General features: G+C 69.8%; 18 protein-coding genes and 2 tRNA genes. 19 read left to right on the forward strand and 1 reads right to left on the reverse strand.

The window, feature by feature from the left end; genetic code table 11:
* Positions 1-109: 109 nt before the first annotated feature.
* The 11 genes from NJ4_RS10865 (at position 110) to NJ4_RS10915 (ending at position 9,100) form a co-directional block, all read left to right on the forward strand.
* Positions 110-1,129 carry a PP2C family protein-serine/threonine phosphatase gene (locus tag NJ4_RS10865; protein ID WP_245644532.1) on the forward strand — a complete coding sequence of 340 codons (1,020 nt, stop codon included), beginning with the start codon at positions 110-112 and terminating at the stop codon, positions 1,127-1,129.
* A 90-nt stretch (positions 1,130-1,219) separates the two neighbouring features.
* Positions 1,220-1,293 (forward strand) — tRNA-Gly (locus NJ4_RS10870).
* Between the two features lie 33 nt (positions 1,294-1,326).
* Positions 1,327-1,399 (forward strand) — tRNA-Pro (locus NJ4_RS10875).
* A gap of 49 nt (positions 1,400-1,448) precedes the next feature.
* On the forward strand, positions 1,449-2,843 hold the full coding sequence (gene tig / locus NJ4_RS10880; protein WP_067434351.1) for a trigger factor: 1,395 nt from the start codon (positions 1,449-1,451) through the stop codon (positions 2,841-2,843).
* Positions 2,844-2,976: 133 nt separating this feature from the next.
* Positions 2,977-3,849, forward strand: a complete 873-nt coding sequence (locus tag NJ4_RS10885; protein WP_067434354.1) for an esterase/lipase family protein — start codon at positions 2,977-2,979, stop codon at positions 3,847-3,849.
* Positions 3,850-3,946: 97 nt separating this feature from the next.
* The gene (locus NJ4_RS10890; RefSeq protein ID WP_067434357.1) at positions 3,947-5,137 is read left to right on the forward strand and encodes a lipase family alpha/beta hydrolase; all 1,191 of its coding nucleotides are present in this window, start codon (positions 3,947-3,949) and stop codon (positions 5,135-5,137) included.
* Entirely contained in the window at positions 5,134-5,595 is a 462-nt protein-coding gene (locus NJ4_RS10895) for an SRPBCC family protein (RefSeq protein WP_067434360.1), read from the forward strand. Before NJ4_RS10890 ends, NJ4_RS10895 begins: the two co-directional genes overlap by 4 nt.
* An 86-nt stretch (positions 5,596-5,681) precedes the next feature.
* On the forward strand, positions 5,682-6,341 hold the full coding sequence (locus tag NJ4_RS10900) for an ATP-dependent Clp protease proteolytic subunit (protein ID WP_067434363.1): 660 nt from the start codon (positions 5,682-5,684) through the stop codon (positions 6,339-6,341).
* Between the two features lie 3 nt (positions 6,342-6,344).
* Entirely contained in the window at positions 6,345-6,953 is a 609-nt protein-coding gene (locus NJ4_RS10905) for an ATP-dependent Clp protease proteolytic subunit (protein ID WP_067434366.1), read from the forward strand.
* An 89-nt stretch (positions 6,954-7,042) separates the two neighbouring features.
* Positions 7,043-8,326, forward strand: a complete 1,284-nt coding sequence (gene clpX / locus NJ4_RS10910; RefSeq protein WP_067434369.1) for an ATP-dependent Clp protease ATP-binding subunit ClpX — start codon at positions 7,043-7,045, stop codon at positions 8,324-8,326.
* 144 nt (positions 8,327-8,470) lie between these two features.
* The gene (locus tag NJ4_RS10915) at positions 8,471-9,100 is read left to right on the forward strand and encodes a hypothetical protein (RefSeq protein ID WP_067434372.1); all 630 of its coding nucleotides are present in this window, start codon (positions 8,471-8,473) and stop codon (positions 9,098-9,100) included.
* A gap of 56 nt (positions 9,101-9,156) precedes the next feature.
* Here the strand turns inward: NJ4_RS10915 and valS are convergent, their stop codons facing one another.
* Positions 9,157-11,793 (reverse strand): valine--tRNA ligase, encoded by a 2,637-nt coding sequence (valS, locus tag NJ4_RS10920; protein ID WP_067434375.1) that lies wholly within the window; start codon positions 11,791-11,793, stop codon positions 9,157-9,159.
* Between the two features lie 123 nt (positions 11,794-11,916).
* Here valS and NJ4_RS10925 point away from each other — a divergent pair, with 123 nt between their 5' ends.
* From NJ4_RS10925 to NJ4_RS10960, 8 genes are all read left to right on the forward strand, one after another.
* Complete coding sequence (locus NJ4_RS10925) at positions 11,917-12,825, forward strand: GNAT family N-acetyltransferase (RefSeq protein WP_067434378.1); 909 nt, start codon at positions 11,917-11,919, stop codon at positions 12,823-12,825.
* 124 nt (positions 12,826-12,949) lie between these two features.
* Positions 12,950-14,314: a bifunctional tetrahydrofolate synthase/dihydrofolate synthase gene (gene folC, locus NJ4_RS10930; RefSeq protein WP_067434381.1), complete on the forward strand. Its 1,365-nt coding sequence runs from the start codon at positions 12,950-12,952 to the stop codon at positions 14,312-14,314.
* Complete coding sequence (locus NJ4_RS10935; protein ID WP_245644533.1) at positions 14,311-14,682, forward strand: DUF4233 domain-containing protein; 372 nt, start codon at positions 14,311-14,313, stop codon at positions 14,680-14,682. Before folC ends, NJ4_RS10935 begins: the two co-directional genes overlap by 4 nt.
* A gap of 2 nt (positions 14,683-14,684) precedes the next feature.
* Entirely contained in the window at positions 14,685-15,176 is a 492-nt protein-coding gene (locus NJ4_RS10940) for a DedA family protein (protein WP_067434387.1), read from the forward strand.
* A 43-nt stretch (positions 15,177-15,219) separates the two neighbouring features.
* Positions 15,220-15,648, forward strand: a complete 429-nt coding sequence (gene ndk / locus NJ4_RS10945) for a nucleoside-diphosphate kinase (RefSeq protein ID WP_067434391.1) — start codon at positions 15,220-15,222, stop codon at positions 15,646-15,648.
* A complete protein-coding gene (locus NJ4_RS10950; protein ID WP_067434394.1) occupies positions 15,648-16,634 on the forward strand; it encodes a hypothetical protein in 987 nt (328 codons plus the stop codon). Before ndk ends, NJ4_RS10950 begins: the two co-directional genes overlap by 1 nt.
* Before the next feature lie 65 nt (positions 16,635-16,699).
* The gene (locus NJ4_RS10955) at positions 16,700-17,377 is read left to right on the forward strand and encodes a response regulator transcription factor (protein WP_067434397.1); all 678 of its coding nucleotides are present in this window, start codon (positions 16,700-16,702) and stop codon (positions 17,375-17,377) included.
* Positions 17,370-18,752 carry a sensor histidine kinase gene (locus NJ4_RS10960; RefSeq protein ID WP_067434400.1) on the forward strand — a complete coding sequence of 461 codons (1,383 nt, stop codon included), beginning with the start codon at positions 17,370-17,372 and terminating at the stop codon, positions 18,750-18,752. The genes NJ4_RS10955 and NJ4_RS10960 overlap by 8 nt, the downstream gene beginning before the upstream one ends.
* The last annotated feature ends 25 nt before the right edge of the window (positions 18,753-18,777 follow it).

The raw sequence follows: 18,777 nt of genomic DNA on the forward strand, positions 1-18,777 counted from the left end.
CAATTAGTTTGTTCGACTCTCCAGACAGGAGGAACCGGTGGCCCAGTCCGGTCAGCCCGTCCTGATGAGGCGGGTCCGGCGCAGATGGGCACGCTGGCGGCGGAGCGGCTTGGCGACGTCGAACCTGGCGCTGGTCGGCCTGATCGCGTTGACGCTGACCTGCGCTGTCCTCTTCTGGCTGGCGCCCGAGATGTGGCCGCTGACGTTGGTCGTGCTGCCGATGTATCTCGGCGGGCTGTTCCTGGGTCCCCGCCAGCTGCCGTGGTTCGTGGTCTCGGTGCTGGCCGTGCTCGCCTTCGCGGTCACCCGGCAGGAGCTGTCCCCTCGGCTGGTCATCGGGGTCGTGGTGCTGTTTCTGCTCGGCTTCATCACCTTGATGTCCTCGTTCCGGCGCTCGCGGCTCGGGGTGGCCGGCGCCCAGGGGGAGTCGATGCTGGTCGACCTGCGCGACCGCATCCTCAGTCAGGGGCGGCTCCCCGACCTGCCCGCGAACTGGTATGCCGAGTCGGCGCTGCGCTCCGCCGGCGGCTCCCCGTTCGCGGGGGACTTCGTGGTGGCGTCGAGGCGCGAGAACGACTCCCGCCTCGACTTCGTGGTCGTCGACGTCTCCGGCAAGGGCGAGGACGCCGGCACCCGCGCGCTGCTGCTCTCCGGCGCGTTCGGCGGCCTGCTGACCGCCCTCACCGCCGAGGAGTTCCTCCCGGCCGCCAACGACTACCTGCTGCGACAGAACTGGGACGAGGGGTTCGCCACCGCTGTCCACCTCACCGTCGACCTGGACAGCGGCGACTTCGCCGTGCGTACGGCGGGCCACCCGCCGGCCGTGCAGATGCTGGCCGGGTCCGGCAAGTGGATCGTGCACGAGTCCGAGGGCCCGATCCTGGGAGTGATCCCCGGGGCCGACTTCAGCGTCGTCCGTGGCCGGATCCGTTCGGGCGACGCGGTCCTGCTCTACACCGACGGGTTGGTGGAGACCCCGACCCGGGAGCTGAGCCTGGGCATCGACAAATTGCAGGGCCAGGGCGAACGACTGCTGCGCAGTGGTTTCGACAACGCGGCCCGGAGGCTGATCGAGTCGCTCGGCTCGCGTCAGGACGACCGTGCCCTCCTGCTGCTGCACCGCCGCTGATCCCGGATTCGCGCCGAGCCGTTTGCGGCGGGCACCTGATTGGGAGCCGCGCCCGCGCGTGTGGCACCATGACACCGCACAAATGTGCGCGCGGATGTAGCTCAATGGTAGAGCCTCAGTCTTCCAAACTGATTACGCGGGTTCGATTCCCGTCATCCGCTCCAAGTGCCTGGAGGTTTGTCCCGAGGGCCACTTGGCGGGGCGTAGCGTAGTGGCTAGCGCGCCTGCTTTGGGAGCAGGAGATCGCAGGTTCGAGTCCTGTCGCCCCGACAGTTGTTCCCTGCATCCGCACCATCCCCTGACACCTGAGGAGAAACCTGTGAAGAGCGCCGTCGAGACCTTGAGCCCGACCCGGGCCAAGCTGACCGTCGAGGTGCCCTTCGAGGAGCTCAAGCCGAGCCTCGACGCGGCGTACAAGAAGATCGCTCAGCAGATCAACGTCCCCGGCTTCCGCCGTGGCAAGGTCCCGGCCGCGGTCATCGACCGCCAGGTCGGTCGTGGCGCGGTCCTCGACGAGGCCATCAACGAGGTGCTTCCCAAGAAGTACATCGAGGCCCTCCAGGAGAACAACCTCGAGCCGCTTGCCCAGCCCGAGATCGAGGTGACCAAGCTCGAGGACAACGAGACCCTCGAGTTCACCGCCGAGGTCGACGTGAAGCCCGAGATCGAGGTGCCCGCCTACGACGGCGTCGAGGCCAAGGTCGAGGACCTCGCGGTCAGCGACGCCGACGTCGAGGAGCAGGTCCAGGCCCTTCGTGAGCGCTTCGGCACCCTGAAGACCGTGGAGCGCGCGGCCGCCGACGGCGACTTCGTGACCCTGGACCTCAAGGCCAGCAAGGACGGCGAGGTGCTCGAGGGCGCCGAGGTGACCGGCATGTCCTACCAGGTCGGTCGCGGCGGCATGCTCGACGGACTCGACGAGGCGCTGGTCGGCATGGCTGCCGACGAGACCAAGAACTTCTCCTCCGAGCTGGTCGGTGGCGACCTTGTCGGCGAGCCCGTCGACGTCGAGGTCACCGTCGGTCAGGTGCAGGAGCAGGAGCTGCCCGAGGTCGACGACGAGTTCGCCCAGCTGGCTTCGGAGTTCGACACCGTCGAGGAGTTCAACGCCGACGTGCGTGAGCGCCTGACCCGCGGCAAGCGCCTCGAGCAGGCCGCCGAGGCCCGTGACGCCGTCCTGGAGAAGCTGCTCGAGCAGGTCTCGATCCCGCTGCCCGAGACCCTGGTCACCGAGGAGCTCAACGCCCGGCGCCAGAACGTCGAGCAGCAGCTGGTCTACTCGGGCCTGACCATGGAGAAGTACCTCGAGGACGAGAAGCAGACCGTCGAGGAGTTCGAGGCCGACCTCGACCGCCGCGTCCGCGACGCCGTGACCGCGCAGTTCATCCTCGACGAGGTCGCGAAGAAGGAGGAGCTCGGCGTCGACCAGCAGGAGCTCTCCGAGCACCTGATCCGTCGTGCGCAGCAGTCCGGCCAGGACCCGCAGGAGTTCGCGAACCACATGTTCGAGCACAACCACATCCCGGACCTCGTCCAGGAGATCCTGCGCGGCAAGGCGCTGGCCACGATCGTCGAGTCGGCGGTCGTCAAGGATGCCTCCGGCAACGTGGTCGAGCTGAAGAACCTGCGCCCCGACGGCACCATCGGTGAGCCCGAGGCCGAGGTCGTGGCCGAGGAGACCGAGCCCGAGACCGCGGAGACCGACGAGGCCTGATCATCGTGGCCCGGCCTGACTCGGCCTGACTCGTTCGAGGCGCCCCCGACGGAACCATCGTCGGGGGCGCTTCTGCGTCTCGTTCCGGCGTGGTCGGTTGGAGAGTCGCGTCCCCACCACGCAGACTGCATGCGTGAGCTCGTCGTCGGTGGTCGCCGCCCCCCTGCGCCTGTGGCGCCTGCTCGGTCTGGGCCGGTCGCCGTTGGCGCTCGCCGTGCCGCTGGTGCGCCTCGGATCGCGCTCGGCTGCCCCGGACCTCGCTCCGGTCTCCATCCGCTCGGCCGGCCAGGACGTGCCTGCCGACCCGGTCTCGCTGGAGCGCGCCTTCCCGCACGCCACCGATCGCATCGTGGTCCTGCTGCCGGGGGCCGACGAGGACGAGTCCGTCTGGCAGCAGCACCTCGACCAGGTCGGTGGCACCTACGCCAGTCGACTCTCCTCCCTGCTCGACTGGACGCCGGTGCACCTGCGGGCGGCGTCCGGGTCCGGCGTCGACGTCGCGGCCACGCTCCAGGCGCTGGTCGACGGGTGGCCCGGCGACGTACGCCGGATCGCCCTGGTCGGCCACGGACACGGGGGACTGGTGCTGCGAGCCGCGTGCGCGGTGCGCAGCCTGACCGCCCGGCCCTGGCAGGACCTGGTTGGCGACATGGTGCTGCTCGGCACACCGCACCTGGTGGTGCCGGCCGGTCGCGCGCTCCTTCCCGCCGCCCGTGCCGTGGACGAGGAGCTGGCCGGGATCGTGACCGATGACCTGGTCGACGCGGACGCCGAGCCGCTGCCCGGCGTGCGGTGCGTCGTGGTGACTCCTCACACCCGGCTCCAGCAGAGCCGCCTCGGCGGGCTCGTCGGCGGCCTGGTCTGGTGGCGGCACCGACTGCCCCTGCGTCCTCGGCGAGCCCGGGCGCTGTTCCCCTCGGCGACGCTGCACCACGTGCCGACCCATGAGATCAGCCTGGCCAACCACCCCGACGTGCACCAGGCGCTGCTGGCCTGGCTGGAATGAGCCCGGCTGATGGCCACGTGGTCGGGATCATGCTGACTTGTTGAGTGAACAGGCGTACACTCAACAAGTCAACGCTCGAAGTCCCGGAGGTGTCACCGTGTCGACTCCCGCCCAGCCCACCACGCCGAGCGCCCAGCCCGGCGTGCTCGACGCGCTCGGGCTGCTGCCGACGTACGGCGACGAGATCGTGCTGCAGACCGTGCGTGACACGCACCGCGCCTGGGCGGGTCGGGTCTACGGCCTGCTCAACCGGGCCACCGGCAACCGCGCGCGAATCCCGCAGCTCGTGCACGACGGAATCGCCACGACGATCTACACCTCGATCGGGCTGGGGCTCTCCACCAGCTCGGTCGCGCTGCGTGCGGCCGGACACCAGGGCCTCGGCCCCCGGCTCGACGCCTCCCCACGTGGACGGTTCGTCCGTGCCGCGCTCAACGGTCTGGTCGGCGACCGATTCGCCGACGAGGGCTCACCTCTGGCCATCGAGGTGTCCGTGCGTCGCAACGGTGTGGACGTGCCGCTCAGCACGGAGGCGTTGTCGACGGCGTTCCCCGGGGCGACGGGCCGCATCGCGGTCCTGCTCCACGGGCTCTCGGAGAACGAGTCCTTCTTCGACCTGCACCGCGAGGACGTCGGCACGACGTACGCCGAGACGTTGTCCGAGCTGGGCTGGACGACGGTGCTGGTCCGCTACAACACCGGCCGGCCGATCCGGGTCAACGGGGTCGAGGTGGCGGCGCTTCTGCGCGACCTCGTGGCGGCGTGGCCGGTGGAGGCCGGCCGGATCGCGTTGGTGGGCCACTCCATGGGTGGCCTGGTCTCGCGCGCTGCCTGCGCGGTGGCCACCGAGGACGACCGTCCTTGGACCGACCTGATCACCGATGTCGTCACCCTGGGCGCCCCGCACGCCGGCGCGCCACTCGCGGTCGCCGTCGGCCACGGCAGCCGGCTGCTGGCCCACCTGCCCGAGACCTCTGCCTTCGGGCGCATCCTCGACCACCGATCGGTCGGCATCGAAGATCTCGTCGACGGCCTCGGTCACGACGTACCGCCCCTGCCGGGCGTGCGCTACCGCCTGGTGGCGGCGACCCTCACCGCGTCCGCACGACACCCGGTCGGGCACCTGGTGGGCGACCTCCTGGTGCGGGTGCCCTCGGCGCACGGGCGGTCGCGGCGCCAGCCCGACCTGTTCCCGGACGCGGACGTGCTGCACGTGCCCGGGTCCGACCATTTCGGGCTGCTCAACCATCCCGACGTGCATGAGGCCATGAAACGGTGGCTGGCATGAGCGCTGATCGTGAGCTCCGTGCGGAGACCACCATCGACGGGTCCCCCGAGCAGGTCTGGGCCGTGCTCTCCGACTTGTCCCGCATGCCCGAGCTGAGCCCCGAGACGCTGCGGATGGTGCCGCTGAAGAAGGGCGGGCTCCGGGTCGGTCAGTGGTATCTCGGGCTGAATCGCCGCAAGTACGTCGTCTGGCCGACGCGCAACGTGGTCGTCGATCTCGAGCCGGCGCGCAGGCTCAGCTGGGACACGACCTCCAGCGGGGCTCGCTGGATCTACGAGCTGGAGGCGGAGGGTGCGGGGACGCGGGTGGTGCACAGTCGTCCCGTGACGCGCCGGTTGACCCTGGTCAGCAGGGCCTTCGCGCCTCTCGCGCTCGGGGGCAGCGACGAGCACGCCGACGAGCTGGAGCAGGGCATGGCCGCCACACTCGCCCACCTGAAGTCGGCCGTCGAGCGCTGAGTCCGTTCCTCGTGTCGAATCTGCTGTGGGCGAACAGGGGTGTCAGACGCGTGGATGTGTCGCTCCCGGCGGCTAATGTCGCTCTCGTGAACCAGAACCAGAGCCAGACGAATGAGCCCCAGCGGTCCGCGGGTGTCGAAGCCAACGGCGGCGGCGCGTCCTACGGGCTGGATGACCACATCTACCAGCGGTTGCTGCGCGAGCGCATCGTGTTCCTCGGCTCCGAGGTGCGCGACCAGAACGCCAACGCGATCTGCGCCCAGCTGCTGCTGCTCTCGGCCGAGGACCCCGAGGCCGACATCTTCTTGCACATCAACAGTCCCGGCGGCTCCGTCGACGCCGGCATGGCCATCTACGACACGATGAACTACATCCCCAACGATGTGGCCACCGTGGGCATGGGCCTGGCCGCCTCGATGGGCCAGTTCCTGCTGTGCGCCGGCACGACGGGCAAGCGTTACGCCCTCCCGCACGCGCGCATCATGATGCACCAGCCCTCCGGAGGCATCGGCGGCTCCGCCTCCGACATCCGCATCCAGGCCCAGCAGAGCCTGCTGCTGAAGAAGCAGCTCGGCGAGCTGATCGCCCACCACACCGGCCGATCGGTCGAGGAGATCGAGCGCGACTCCGACCGTGACCGTTGGTTCACCCCGACCGAGGCCCTCGAGTACGGCCTCATCGACCAGGTGATCACCAACGCCCGTGAGACCACCGACCAAGGCCGCCCGGCCCACGGAAAGGCCTGAGCCATGAACTACTACATCCCCCAGTGGGAAGAGCGCACCTCCTACGGCTTCCGCCGGATCGACCCCTACGGCAAGCTCTTCGAAGACCGCATCATCTTCCTCGGTACGCCGATCAGCGACGACATCGCCAACGCGGTGATGGCCCAGCTGCTCTGCCTGGAGTCCATGGACCCCGACCGTGACATCTCCATCTACATCAACAGCCCCGGTGGCTCCTTCACCGCGCTGACCGCGATCTACGACACGATGCGGTTCATCAAGCCCGAGGTGCAGACCGTGTGCCTGGGTCAGGCCGCGTCGGCTGCCGCCGTGCTCCTCGCGGCCGGGGCCCCGGGCAAGCGTCTGGCCCTGCCCAACTCCCGCATCCTGATACACCAGCCCTACACCGAGGGCCAGGGCGGCCAGATCTCCGACCTGGAGATCCAGGCCAACGAGATCATCCGCATGCGCGAGATGCTGGAGAAGATGATCGCCGACCACAGCGGAAAGTCCGTCGAGGAGGTCAGCCGCGACATCGAGCGCGACAAGATCCTCACCGCCGACGCCGCCGTCGAATACGGCCTCGTCGACGCGATCCTCGAGTCCCGCAAGGCGCTCCCCGCGCTCGCATGACCCCGAACGGACCTCGTGTCCGGCAGCGCATGCGGCCGGACACGGGGTACCGTCGAGAAGTTGATTTGGCTGAGGAAGGATGACCGCCCGTGGCACGCATTGGTGACGGAGGCGACCTGTTGAAGTGCTCTTTCTGCGGAAAGAGCCAGAAGCAGGTCAAGAAGTTGATCGCCGGACCGGGTGTCTACATCTGCGACGAGTGCATCGACCTCTGCAACGAGATCATCGAGGAGGAGCTCAGTGAGCGCTCCGAGGTGGGCCTCGAGGAGCTGCCGAAGCCGAAGGAGATCTTCGACTTCCTCAACTCCTACGTGATCGGCCAGGAGCACGCCAAGAAGTCGCTCGCGGTGGCGGTCTACAACCACTACAAGCGGGTCCAGGCCGGTGGCGCGGCCGACACCGGCAAGCACGCCAAGGACGAGGCCGTCGAGGTCGCCAAGTCCAACATCTTGGTGATGGGCCCGACCGGCTGCGGCAAGACCTACCTGGCGCAGACCCTGGCCCGCATGCTCAACGTGCCGTTCGCGATCGCCGACGCCACCGCGCTCACCGAGGCGGGCTACGTCGGCGAGGACGTCGAGAACATCCTCCTCAAGCTGATCCAGGCCGCCGACTACGACGTCAAGAAGGCCGAGACCGGCATCATCTACATCGACGAGATCGACAAGGTGGCCCGCAAGTCGGAGAACCCCTCGATCACGCGCGACGTCTCCGGTGAGGGCGTGCAGCAGGCCCTGCTGAAGATCTTGGAGGGCACCTCGGCCTCGGTGCCGCCGCAGGGCGGGCGCAAGCACCCCCACCAGGAGTTCATCCAGATCGACACCACCAACATCCTGTTCATCGTGGGCGGTGCCTTCGCCGGGCTCGAGCACATCGTCGAGCAGCGCGTCGGCAAGAAGACTCTCGGCTTCACCGCCGACGTCCGCGGCCAGGCCGAGCGCGAGGCCGAGGACCTGATGGCCAAGGTGCGCCCCGAGGACCTCACCAAGTTCGGCCTGATCCCCGAGTTCATCGGTCGTCTGCCGTTGATCACCAGTGTCACCAAGCTCGACCGTGAGGCTCTGGTGCAGATCCTCACCGAGCCGAAGAACGCCCTGGTCAAGCAGTACCAGCGCCTCTTCGCCATCGACGGGGTCGAGCTCGAGTTCGACGACGAGGCCATCGCCGCCATCGCCGACCGCGCGATGGAGCGCGGCACCGGTGCCCGCGGGCTGCGCGCCATCATCGAAGAGGTCCTGCTGCACGTGATGTACGACGTCCCGTCGCGCGGCGACATCGCGAAGGTCGTGGTGACCCGCGAGGTCGTCGAGGACAACGTCAACCCGACGCTGATCCCGCGTGAGGCCGAGCCCAAGAAGAAGAAGTCTGCCTGATCCTGCTCGCCGACCCGGGCGTCCTGACCTGACTGGTCCGGGCGCCCGTAGTCCATTTGGATCATTTCTCCCGTCCGATGCGGCGAATCACGTCCGCGCCCGTGAGAATTGGGTGCAGTTGACAACCACCAGCCAGGGACGTGAATGAGCTCCGAACACAAGAGGCCGCTTTTCGCCTTCGTCGTGATCGCGCTGGGCTGCGCCCTTTTCATGGGCTACACCTTCAGGGCCGAGGCCCTGATCGGTGTCGCCCGAGGCGACGTGTCCCCGCGTGACCTCGCCTCGCAGGTGATCTCCGCCGGCGCTGTCCTGCTCGATGGCGACGACGCGCCGGCCGGCCGAAGCCCCGGCACGTCCGCACCGGTCGCCACCGCCCCGCAGCGGGCCCAGAGCACCGAACGCAGCGGTCCCTCGGAGACCAGGACGGCCCGGCCGGTCGCGCGGGCGCCGTACCTGGCCAGGTCGAAGGCCTCCTCAGTGGGGACGACCCCCACGAAGGGGACGCGAGCGAGGGCCGCCGCAACGGCGGGGGCACCGACCGCACTTCGCCGGGCGAGAATGCTCCGCGCAGGCACGTGGGACCACCACGCCTCGGCCCGGGCCGACCAGCAGAACCGGCACCACTCATCCGACCGGGGCCGGGCCCACCGACGCGGTGAGGGCACGGGGCACCGCACGGGACTCTCGAGCAGTCGCGGGCACCGCACGGGCTCTGCCCACGGGCACTCGGGTCACCGTGGTGGCGCCCACCACCGCGGCCACCACCGTCGCTGACCTGTCGTGAGTTCGACGAACTCACGACAGGTCAGCGCTAACTCACGACGGGTCGACTACTCGGCGGGGGGAACCAGAGTGGCGTCGACGGTCAGCTCGGTCGCATCCGCCACCGGCGTCAGCACGAACTCGCCGGTGATCTTGCCGACCTTCATCAGATCGTCCTGGGCAGCGGCGATGGCGTCCAGGGCGACCTGCGCACCGGTGAACTCCACACGCGACACCTCGGTGCGCTGGGTGACCTTGGCCTGCGACTTGGCGCCACGGATGCCGGTCAGCGCCGCCGCCACGTGGGTGAGCATGCTGCCCTGGGCGGCCGCCGCCGAACCGAGCTCGGTGGCGGTCGGCCACGAGGCGCGGTGCACCGAGCCCTCCTGCCACCACGACCAGGCCTCGTCGGTCACGTAGGGCAGGAACGGAGCCAACAGGCGCAGCTGCACGTGCAGGGCGCCGGCCAGGGTGGCCTTCGCGGATTCCGTCGGGGAGCCGCCGTCCTCGGCGTAGGCGCGTTCCTTGACCAGCTCGAGGTAGTCGTCGCAGAACTCCCAGAAGAACTTCTCGACGGTCTCGAGGGCGGTGGTGTAGTCGTAGGCCTCGAACGCCTCGGTGGTGGCGGTGATCACGTTGGCCAGGCGCCCCATCAGCGCACAGTCGACCGGGGCCGAGATCGCGGCCGGGTTCAGCTCGGTGGCGCCGACGCTGCCGAGCACGAACTTCGACGCGTTGAGCACCTTCATCGCCAGGCGCCGACCGACCTTCATCTGGGTCTCGTCGAACGGCGAGTCCAGCCCCGGGCGGGCCATCGCGGCACGCCAGCGCACGGCGTCGGCGCCGAACTTGTCGAGGATCTCGGTCGGCACGACCACGTTGCCCTTGGACTTCGACATCTTCTTGCGGTCGGGGTCCATGATGAAGCCGGAGATCATCGCGTGCGACCACGGCACCGTGTGGTTCTCGTGGTGGGAGCGCACGACCCGGGAGAACAACCAGGTGCGGATGATGTCGTGGGCCTGGGTGCACAGGTCCATCGGGAAGACCCGCTGGAACAGGTCGTCATCGGACTCCCAGCCGCCCGCGAGCTGCGGGGTCAGCGAGGAGGTGGCCCAGGTGTCCATCACGTCGGGGTCGCCGATGAAACCGCCGGCCTGCCCGCGCTGCGCCTCGTCGTAGCCCTGTGGTGCGTCCGTCGACGGGTCGACCGGCAGCTGGGCCTCGGTGGGCAGCAGCGGGTGGTCGTAGTCGGGCTCACCGTCGGTGTCGAGCGGATACCAGACCGGGAACGGGATGCCGAAGAAGCGCTGGCGCGAGATCAGCCAGTCGCCGTTGAGCCCGCCGACCCAGTTGTCGTAGCGGTGCTTCATGTGGGCCGGGATCCAGGTGATCGCGTTGCCGTCCTCGACCAGCTCGTCACGCAGCTCCGCGTCGCGGCCTCCGTTGCGGAGGTACCACTGGCGGGTGGCCACGATCTCGAGGGGCTTGTCGCCCTTCTCGTAGAAGTTCGTCATCCGCTGGGTCGGCTTCGGGTCGCCGTCCAGGTCGCCGGACTCCCTGAGCCTGGCGACGACCGCCTCGCGTGCGCTGAACGCCGTCTTGCCCTTGAGGTCCTCGTAGGCCGCCGACGCCTGCTCGGATGCCAGCCATTCGGGGGTGTCGCGCAGGAACCGGCCGTCGCGACCGATGACGGTGCGCACCGGCAGCTGCAGCTCGCGCCACCACTGGACGTCGGTCAGGTCACCGAACGTGCAGCACATCGCGATGCCGGCGCCCTTGTCGGGCTCGGCGGCCGGGTGGGCCAGCACCGGGATCTCGACGCCGAAGACCGGCGAGGTGACGGTGGTGCCGAACAGGTCGGCGTACCGCTCGTCGTCGGGGTGCGCGATCAAGGCAACCACCGACGGGATCAGCTCGGGACGCGTGGTCTCGATGAACAGGGGCTCGTCGGTGGTCGAGCCTGCCGAGACCTTGTGGAAGGCGACCCGGTGGTAGGCGCCGGCGTACTCCCTGGCCTCGAGCTCGGCCTGGGCCACGGCGGTCTGGAACGTGACGTCCCACAGGGTGGGGGCCTCCTGCAGGTAGGCCTCGCCGCGGGCGAAGTTGCGCAGGAACGCGGTCTGGCTCACCGTCTGGGCCTTGGGGCCGATCGTGGTGTAGTCCTGCGACCAGTCGACCGAGATGCCGACGCGACGCCACAGCGCCTCGAAGGCCTTCTCGTCCTCGACGACGAGTTGCTCGCAGAGCTCGACGAAGTTCGGCCGGCTGATCGGCACCTGCTTCTTGGGGTCAGGCTTGGTGGGTGGCGTGAAGTCGGCGTCGTAGGGCAGCGACGGGTCGCAGCGCACGCCGAAGTAGTTCTGCACGCGCCGCTCGGTCGGCAGGCCGTTGTCGTCCCAGCCCATCGGGTAGAACACGGTCTTGCCCTGCATGCGCTGGTAGCGCGCGATCAGGTCGGGGTGGGTGTAGGAGAACACGTGGCCGACGTGCAGTGAGCCGGACACCGTCGGCGGGGGAGTGTCGATGGAGTAGACGTTCTCCCGGGGCTGGGTGCGGTCGAAGGCGTAGACGTCGCCGGCCTTCCACAGCTGTGACCACTTCTCCTCGAGACCCTCGAGCGCGGGCTTGTCCGGTACGACGACGGCGCGCGCGTCGGCGGGCGTCGTCTCGGACAGGTCGGCGGTGTTCGGAGTCTCAGTCATGGGCGGAATGTTACGTGTGAGAACCGATGGGTCGCGAACCAGTTCCGATCCGTGACGCGGAGGCCGCGAGGCCGTCCGGAAAATCCGGTTTCGCGAGGAGGTCGGCGCCACTAGCGTTCGGTCATGAGCGCTGCCGTGACCCTGGAGATGTTCACCGATCCTCGGCCCTTCCTGGCCGCGGCCGGCGAGCACCTGGCTGCCGATCCGGTGACCGGCACCGTGATCGCCACCGTGAGCGAGCAGATGGTGCGTTCCCTCGAGGCCGGCGACCCGCCCGCGCAGCTTCCCTACGAGATGTGGTGGGCGGTGATCCGTGATGCCTCCGGCGCAGTCGTGGGAGAGGCGATGCGTACGGCGCCGTTCGCGCCCTACCCGTTGTTCGTGCTCGCGATGCCCGAGATCGCGGCTCGCGAGCTGGCCCGGATCCTGCACAGCCGCGGCGAGGAGGTCGGTGGCGTCAACGGTGCCCTACCGGCTGCGTGGCAGGTCGCCGACGAGCTGGCGGCTCTCACTGGTGGGACGGCCAGGGTGTGGGAGCACACCCGGCTCTTCGAGCTCGGCGACCTGGTCGAGCCGGAGCGTCCGACCGGCTCGCTCCGCGCGGCCCGGATCGTTGAGGGCCCACTGGCGTTGGACTGGTTCCGTGACTTCCACACCGAGGCCGACAAGCAGGCAGGCAGAGAGCCGGATCCCTCGCTCGCCGAGCACGTCGGCATCGATGACGTGCTGGTGCGCATCGAGGAGGGCCGGATCTGGTTCTGGGTCGACGAGAACGACCGTCCCGTGCACCTGACCGGTGCCAGCGCCCCGTCGTACGGCGTGGCGAGGATCGGCCCGGTCTACACGCCGCCGGAACAACGCGGTCGCGGCTACGCCAGTGCCGCGGTGGCCGCGGTGTCCCGCCGGATTCTCGACGACGGGGTGCGGGCCTGCCTGTTCACCGACCAGGCCAACCCGGTCTCCAACGCGATCTACCAGCGGCTCGGGTACCGACCGGTGGTCGACATGGGGAACCTGCACGTCCGGGGCTGAGACCCGAGCCCTCACCGGCCGCCGTCGCGGCTCCACGGGCGGATGCAGGTTGCCCGGCGTCGTGATCAGCGACCGGGCGCAGATGATCTGGGCGCGACCACCCGGCACTAGACTCGGGGACGCCATGACTGAAACCTCCCCGCAGCCCCGTTCCGCCGAGACCTTCGCCGAGGCCGAGGACGCGCTGCTCTCCCGCTGGCCCGAGACCAAACTCGAGCCGAGCCTCGACCGGATCCGCGCCTTCACCGAGCTGTTGGGCGACCCGCAGGCGTCCTACCCGGTGATCCACCTGACCGGCACCAACGGCAAGACCTCGACGTCGCGGATGATCGATTCGCTGCTGCGCACCATGAACCTGCGCACCGGACGCTTCACCAGTCCGCACGTGGAGAAGATGAGTGAGCGGATCTCGATCGACGGTGAGCCTCTCGACGACGAGGCCTTCGTGCGCGCGTTCAACGATGTCGCCGGCTACACGCACCTGGTCGATGCCGACCAGCCGCACCCGTTGTCCTTCTTCGAGGCGGTGGTCGGCATGGCGTTCAGTGCCTTCGCCGATGCCCCGGTCGACGTGGCGATCGTCGAGGTCGGCATGGGCGGTTCGTGGGATGCCACCAACGTCGCCGACGGCCGGGTCGCGGTCGTCCTCCCGATCGCCATCGACCACGCCACGTATCTCGGCGACAGCGTGACCGCGATTGCCCAGGAGAAGGCCGGCATCATCAAGGAGGGCGCACAGGTGATCATCGCCGAGCAGACCCCCGAGGTCGCCGAGGTGCTCCTGGCCCGCGCCGTCGAGGTGCACGCCACCGTGGCCCGCGAGGGCATGGAGTTCGGCGTGATCACCCGGGTGCCCGCGGTCGGCGGCCAGACGATCTCCCTGCAGGGGCTCCGGGCCCGGTACGACGACCTCTTCCTCCCGCTCTACGGCGCCCACCAGGCCCAGAACGCCGCGGTGGCGCTGGCCACGGTCGAGGCGTTCGTCGGCGAGGACGCTCTCGACGACGCGATCGTGCGCGAGGCGCTCGCCGAGGTCACCTCCCCCGGACGGCTCGAGGTCATCCGCAGGAGTCCGACGGTGGTGCTCGACGCCGCCCACAACCCGCACGGCGCCGAGGCGACCGCCGCAGCCCTGGAGGACTCCTTCGCGTTCTCGCCGCTGATCGGGGTGATCGGGGTGATGGCCGACAAGGACTACGAAGGACTGCTGGCCGCGTTCGAGCCGCACCTGTCGCACATCATCTGCACCCAGAACTCGACCGAGCGGGCGATGAGTGCCGAGTCCCTGGCCGAGGTGGCCCGCGAGGTCTTCGGTGAGGACCGGGTCACGGTGACCCCGCGGCTGGCCGATGCGATCGACCAGGCCGCCACCATGGCGGAGGCCGGCGAGGCGATCAGCGACGCGTTCGGTGCCGGCGGGGTGCTGGTGACCGGCTCCGTGGTCACCGTCGGCGAGGCGAGGTCGATGCTGAAGGGCCGCAACGCATGAGCGAGAGGCAGCGTTCACCGCGCCGGGGCATGTGTGCCGGCATCCTGTCGCTGGAGGCGATCGGCCTGGGCCTGACCACACCGGTGCTGATCACCCTCTCCGACGTGAGTGTCGCGGCGGCGTTGACGATCGGTCTCGGTCTGGCCGTCGCCTGCATCGTGGTGGCCGGAATGTTGCGCAAGGAGTGGGCCTACGGCGCGGGCTGGGCGATCCAGGTCGCGGCCATCGCGGTCGGCTTCCTGGTGCCGACGATGTTCTTCCTCGGCGGGCTCTTCGCGCTGCTGTGGGGCACGGCGTACTTCCTGGGCAAGAAGATCGAGCGCGAGCGCGCCGAGGCGTACGCCGCCTACGAAGCTGGAACTGACTGACGTTGCACCTCCCCGAGGGGTCGGGCTCCACGGTCTGGGCCATCTTCTTCGCCGTGGTGTTCCTGCGTGCCCAGGCGACCTACTGGATCGCCCGAGTGGTGACCCAGCAGGCGCTGGACCACACCGCGCCGACGTCGGGCCCCGCCGCGAGGCTGCACGCGTGGCTGGAGGGCAGCTCGGCCCGCCGCGGCATCGAGTCCCTGCGCCGCTGGGGTGCGATTGCCGTGCCGCTCTCGTTCCTCACCGTCGGCGCACAGACCGTGGTCAACGCCGGCGCCGGTGTGATCCGGATGCCGGCCTGGCGCTACACCCTGGTCATGCTGCCCGGTTGTGCCGCCTGGGCGCTGGTCTGGACCACGATCGGGCTGTCCGCCTTCTACGCAGCGATCGGCTCGGGGCTCTCGACCCGCTGCGGGATCGGCGTCGCCTTCGCGGTGGTGATCGTCGTGGGCCTGCTGATCGGGTTGGTGCGCCGCAGCCGGCGTACCGCCTGACCGGGGGCGCACCCTCGCCGCGTCGCTGGTTAGGCTGTGCGTCGTGAGCGAATCGATCGAACGGTCCCTGGTCCTGGTCAAGCCCGACGGCTACCGTCGCGGACTCAGCGGGGAGGTGCTGCGCCGCATCGAGGCCAAGGGCTACGTGCCGATCGCGCTCGCCGTGACCACCCCGACTCGCGAGCAGCTCGCGGCCCACTACGCCGAGCACGAGGGCAAGCCGTTCTACGAGCCCCTGGTCGAGTTCATGTCGTCGGGCCCGGTGACCGCCATGGTCATCGAGGGCCAGCGCTGCATCGAGGGGTTCCGGTCCCTGGCCGGCGCCACCGAGCCGACCGGCGCCCTGCCCGGCACCATCCGCGGCGACCTCGGCCGTGACTGGGGCCTCAAGGTGCAGCAGAACATCGTGCACGGCTCCGACTCCCCGGAGTCCTCCGCGCGCGAGATCGGCATCTGGTTCCCCGAGCTCTGATGCGCCGCGCCGGTGCCGTCGCGCTGGCGCTGCTGCTCAGCCTGACCGCTTGTACGTCGACCTCCGGGGACTCTGATCCGTCGTCGGCCGAACCGGGCGATCGCTGTTCCGGCATCTCCCACGACGAGGTCCGCGGCGAGGTGCCGTCGTACGGATCGAGGCGGTTGCGCTCCTTCCCAGTCGACCACGCGGTCTGTGCGGCGTACTGGATCAAGCAGGCCGATGACGATTTCGTGCCGCAGGGCCTGGCCCTGCGCGGACGCACGGCATTCGTCGGCGGCTACGGCTGGGTCCAGAACCGCACCGACCGCGCCTGCCAGATCGCCCGGGTGGACCTGCGCACCGGCCGCACGGTGGGCTTCACCCCGAGGATCGAGGCGAACGTCTACGGTGACCGGCTCACCTTCTGCCGTCACGGCGGTGGCCTCGAGCTGACCGAGGACGGACTCTGGCTGGCCGAGGCGGAACGCCTGTGGCTGCTCGATCCCGATCGCATCGGCCGGGGTGACCCCGTGCTGCGGGTCTGGCGCATCGAGCCGGGGATCAAGGGATCGACCCTGGTCATCCACAGGGGTCGACTCGGCTTCGCGGAGTACCGCTCCGTCGGTCGAGGTCACCTGACCTGGTTCGCGCTCGCCGACGTACGACGTCCGGGCGTCGACGACCTGCGCCATCGAGTCCGCGACTCCAGCGACGCGGGCGTGACCGGCCGGGGCCGGGTCCCGAACCGGGTGCAGGGCGTTGCCGGCGACCGGACGGGTGTGTGGCACTCCTCCTCGCGGATCTCGTGCGGTGAGCTGCACGGACCCCGCGGCCAGGAGGTCGGGTCGGTCCCGGGCGCAGAGGACGTCGAGTTCCGTGGCCCGGACCTCTGGGTGGTCAGCGAGGCCGGGGCCAGGCACTGGATCGACGAAGACGCGGTGCCGATGCTGCTGCGCCTGGACCGGAGGGCCGTGATGCGGTCGTCCTCCACCTGCGACTTCTGAGCCGACTTCTCCGCCGGTCGGCCCGTTCAGCGCGGATTCAGTCATGACCCGTCACAATCGACCCCATGCGTGTGCTGGTGATCGATGACGAGGTGCGGCTGGCCCGATCGCTGAAGATCGGGCTCGAAGCCGAGGGCATGGCCGTCGACGTCGCCCACGACGGCACCGACGGCCTGTGGCTGGCGCGCGAGAACGACTACGCCGCGATCGTGCTCGACCTGATGCTGCCCGGGATCAACGGCTACAAGGTGTGCGCTGCCCTGCGCGCGGAGCAGAACTGGACGCCGATCCTGATGCTCACCGCGAAGGACGGGGAGTGGGACCAGGTGGAGGGTCTCGACACCGGTGCCGACGACTACCTGACCAAGCCGTTCTCGTTCCCGGTGCTGGTCGCCCGACTGCGTGCGGTCGCCCGGCGTGGTGCCACCGAACGGCCGACCGTCCTGGAGGCCGGTGACCTCCGGCTCGACCCGGCGGCCCGACGCGTGTGGCGCGGTGACGACGAGGTCGACCTGACCGCCCGTGAACACTCCCTGCTCGCGTTCCTGATGCGTCACCGCGGCGACGTGGTCTCCAAACAGCAGATCCTCGAGGCCGTGTGGGACGTCAACTTCGAGGGGGACCCCAACATCGTCGAGGTCTACGTCCGCCACCTGCGCAACAAGATCGACCGGCCGTTCGGCCGCGAAGCCATCGAGACCCTGCGCGGCGCGGGCTACCGGCTGGCGGGCAACGGTGGGTAGGCGCGCCGGTCGACGGGCCTCGGTGCGGCTCCGGGCGACCATCGGCGCTCTCGTCGTCGTGGCCGTGGCGATGACGGCCGGTGCGGCCCTGCTGGTCGTGCTGCTGCGGCAGTCGCTCCTGGACGGGCTGGAGACGAGTGCGGAACAACGTGCCTCCGACCTGGCCGACCAGATCGAGCGGAGCGGGCTGCCTTCCTCGCTCGACGACACGGACGACGGCGAGGAGGACGACGAGCCGGACGACGACGATGAGCCCGAGGACGTCGTCATCGTCGTCCGCGGGCCCGATGGAGCCGTCGTCCTCACCTCGCAGCCGGTGGCCGCCGGCCTCCCCGAGGACGATGCCCGAGGCGTCGAGCTGCACGGAGGAGACCACGACTACGTGGTGGCCGCCGAGGAGGCCGACACGGACCTGGGGGAGTACGTGGTCAGCGTCGCCGTCTCCCAGGAGGACGCCGACGAGTCGACCGCCGCCCTGGTCCCGCTGCTGGCCGTTGGCCTGCCGGTCGTCCTGCTGGTCGTCGGGGCGACGGTGTGGGTCGTGGTCGGTCGGGCGCTGGCTCCGGTGGAGCGGATGCGCCGCGAGGTCGACCAGATCACCGGCGCCCGGCTCGGCACCCGGGTGGAGCCACCCGGTTCGCGCGACGAGATTCACCGCCTCGCGGTGACCATGAACGCGATGCTCGACCGCCTCGAGACGTCCCGTGATCGACAGCAGCGGTTCGTCTCCGACGCCAGTCACGAGCTGCGCTCGCCGCTGGCCGGCTTGCGACAGACGGCTGAGGTGTCGATCGCCCACCCGGGAGCGCTGCCCGAGGGCGAGCTGGCCCAGGCCGTGCTCGAGGAGTCCCTGCGCATGCAGCGGCTGGTCGACCAGATGCTGCTGCTGACCCGGGCCGACGAGAGCGGGGGCGCCGGGCCGACCCGCGAGGTCGACCTCGACGACCTCGCGCTGGCCGAGGTCGAGCGGGCTCGTCGTCTGCACCCCACGCTGGGCGTCGACGGCTCGTCGATAGCACCGGGACGCGTGCTCGGCGACCGGGCGGCGCTGGCCCAGGTGACCCGCAATCTGGTCGACAACGCTGCCCGACACGCTGCCACCCGGGTGCAGGTGGCGGTCGGCACCGACGCCACCACCGTGTGGTTGAGCGTCGACGACGACGGCTCCGGCGTGCCCGAGGCCGAGCGGGAGCGCATCTTCGAGCGATTCGTGCGGCTCGACGAGGCACGGGCTCGCGACGACGGCGGCTCCGGGCTCGGGTTGGCCATCGTGCGTGAGATCGCCCGCGCCCACGGGGGAGAGGCCAGCGTCTCCCGTGCGCCGGGCGGTGGCGCCAGGTTCGTCGTACACCTCCCCGCCGCGGCGGGCGCCTGATCGATGGAGAAGTTCCGGCCTGTGG

Origin of the sequence: Nocardioides jensenii JCM 1364 = NBRC 14755, from assembly GCF_001552535.1 — a bacterium.
GTDB classification, from domain to species: Bacteria; Actinomycetota; Actinomycetes; order Propionibacteriales; family Nocardioidaceae; genus Nocardioides; species Nocardioides jensenii.

Bases quoted from the DNA above. Each gene is read 5' to 3' on its own strand.
- NJ4_RS10915 (WP_067434372.1), top strand. From the start codon at position 8,471: ATGAGCTCCGAACACAAGAGGCCGCTTTTCGCCTTCGTCGTGATCGCG.
- valS (WP_067434375.1), bottom strand. From the start codon at position 11,793: ATGACTGAGACTCCGAACACCGCCGACCTGTCCGAGACGACGCCCGCC.
- NJ4_RS10950 (WP_067434394.1), top strand. From the start codon at position 15,648: ATGCGCCGCGCCGGTGCCGTCGCGCTGGCGCTGCTGCTCAGCCTGACC.
- NJ4_RS10895 (WP_067434360.1), top strand. From the start codon at position 5,134: ATGAGCGCTGATCGTGAGCTCCGTGCGGAGACCACCATCGACGGGTCC.
- NJ4_RS10925 (WP_067434378.1), top strand. From the start codon at position 11,917: ATGAGCGCTGCCGTGACCCTGGAGATGTTCACCGATCCTCGGCCCTTC.
- NJ4_RS10905 (WP_067434366.1), top strand. From the start codon at position 6,345: ATGAACTACTACATCCCCCAGTGGGAAGAGCGCACCTCCTACGGCTTC.
- NJ4_RS10955 (WP_067434397.1), top strand. From the start codon at position 16,700: ATGCGTGTGCTGGTGATCGATGACGAGGTGCGGCTGGCCCGATCGCTG.
- NJ4_RS10935 (WP_245644533.1), top strand. From the start codon at position 14,311: ATGAGCGAGAGGCAGCGTTCACCGCGCCGGGGCATGTGTGCCGGCATC.
- folC (WP_067434381.1), top strand. From the start codon at position 12,950: ATGACTGAAACCTCCCCGCAGCCCCGTTCCGCCGAGACCTTCGCCGAG.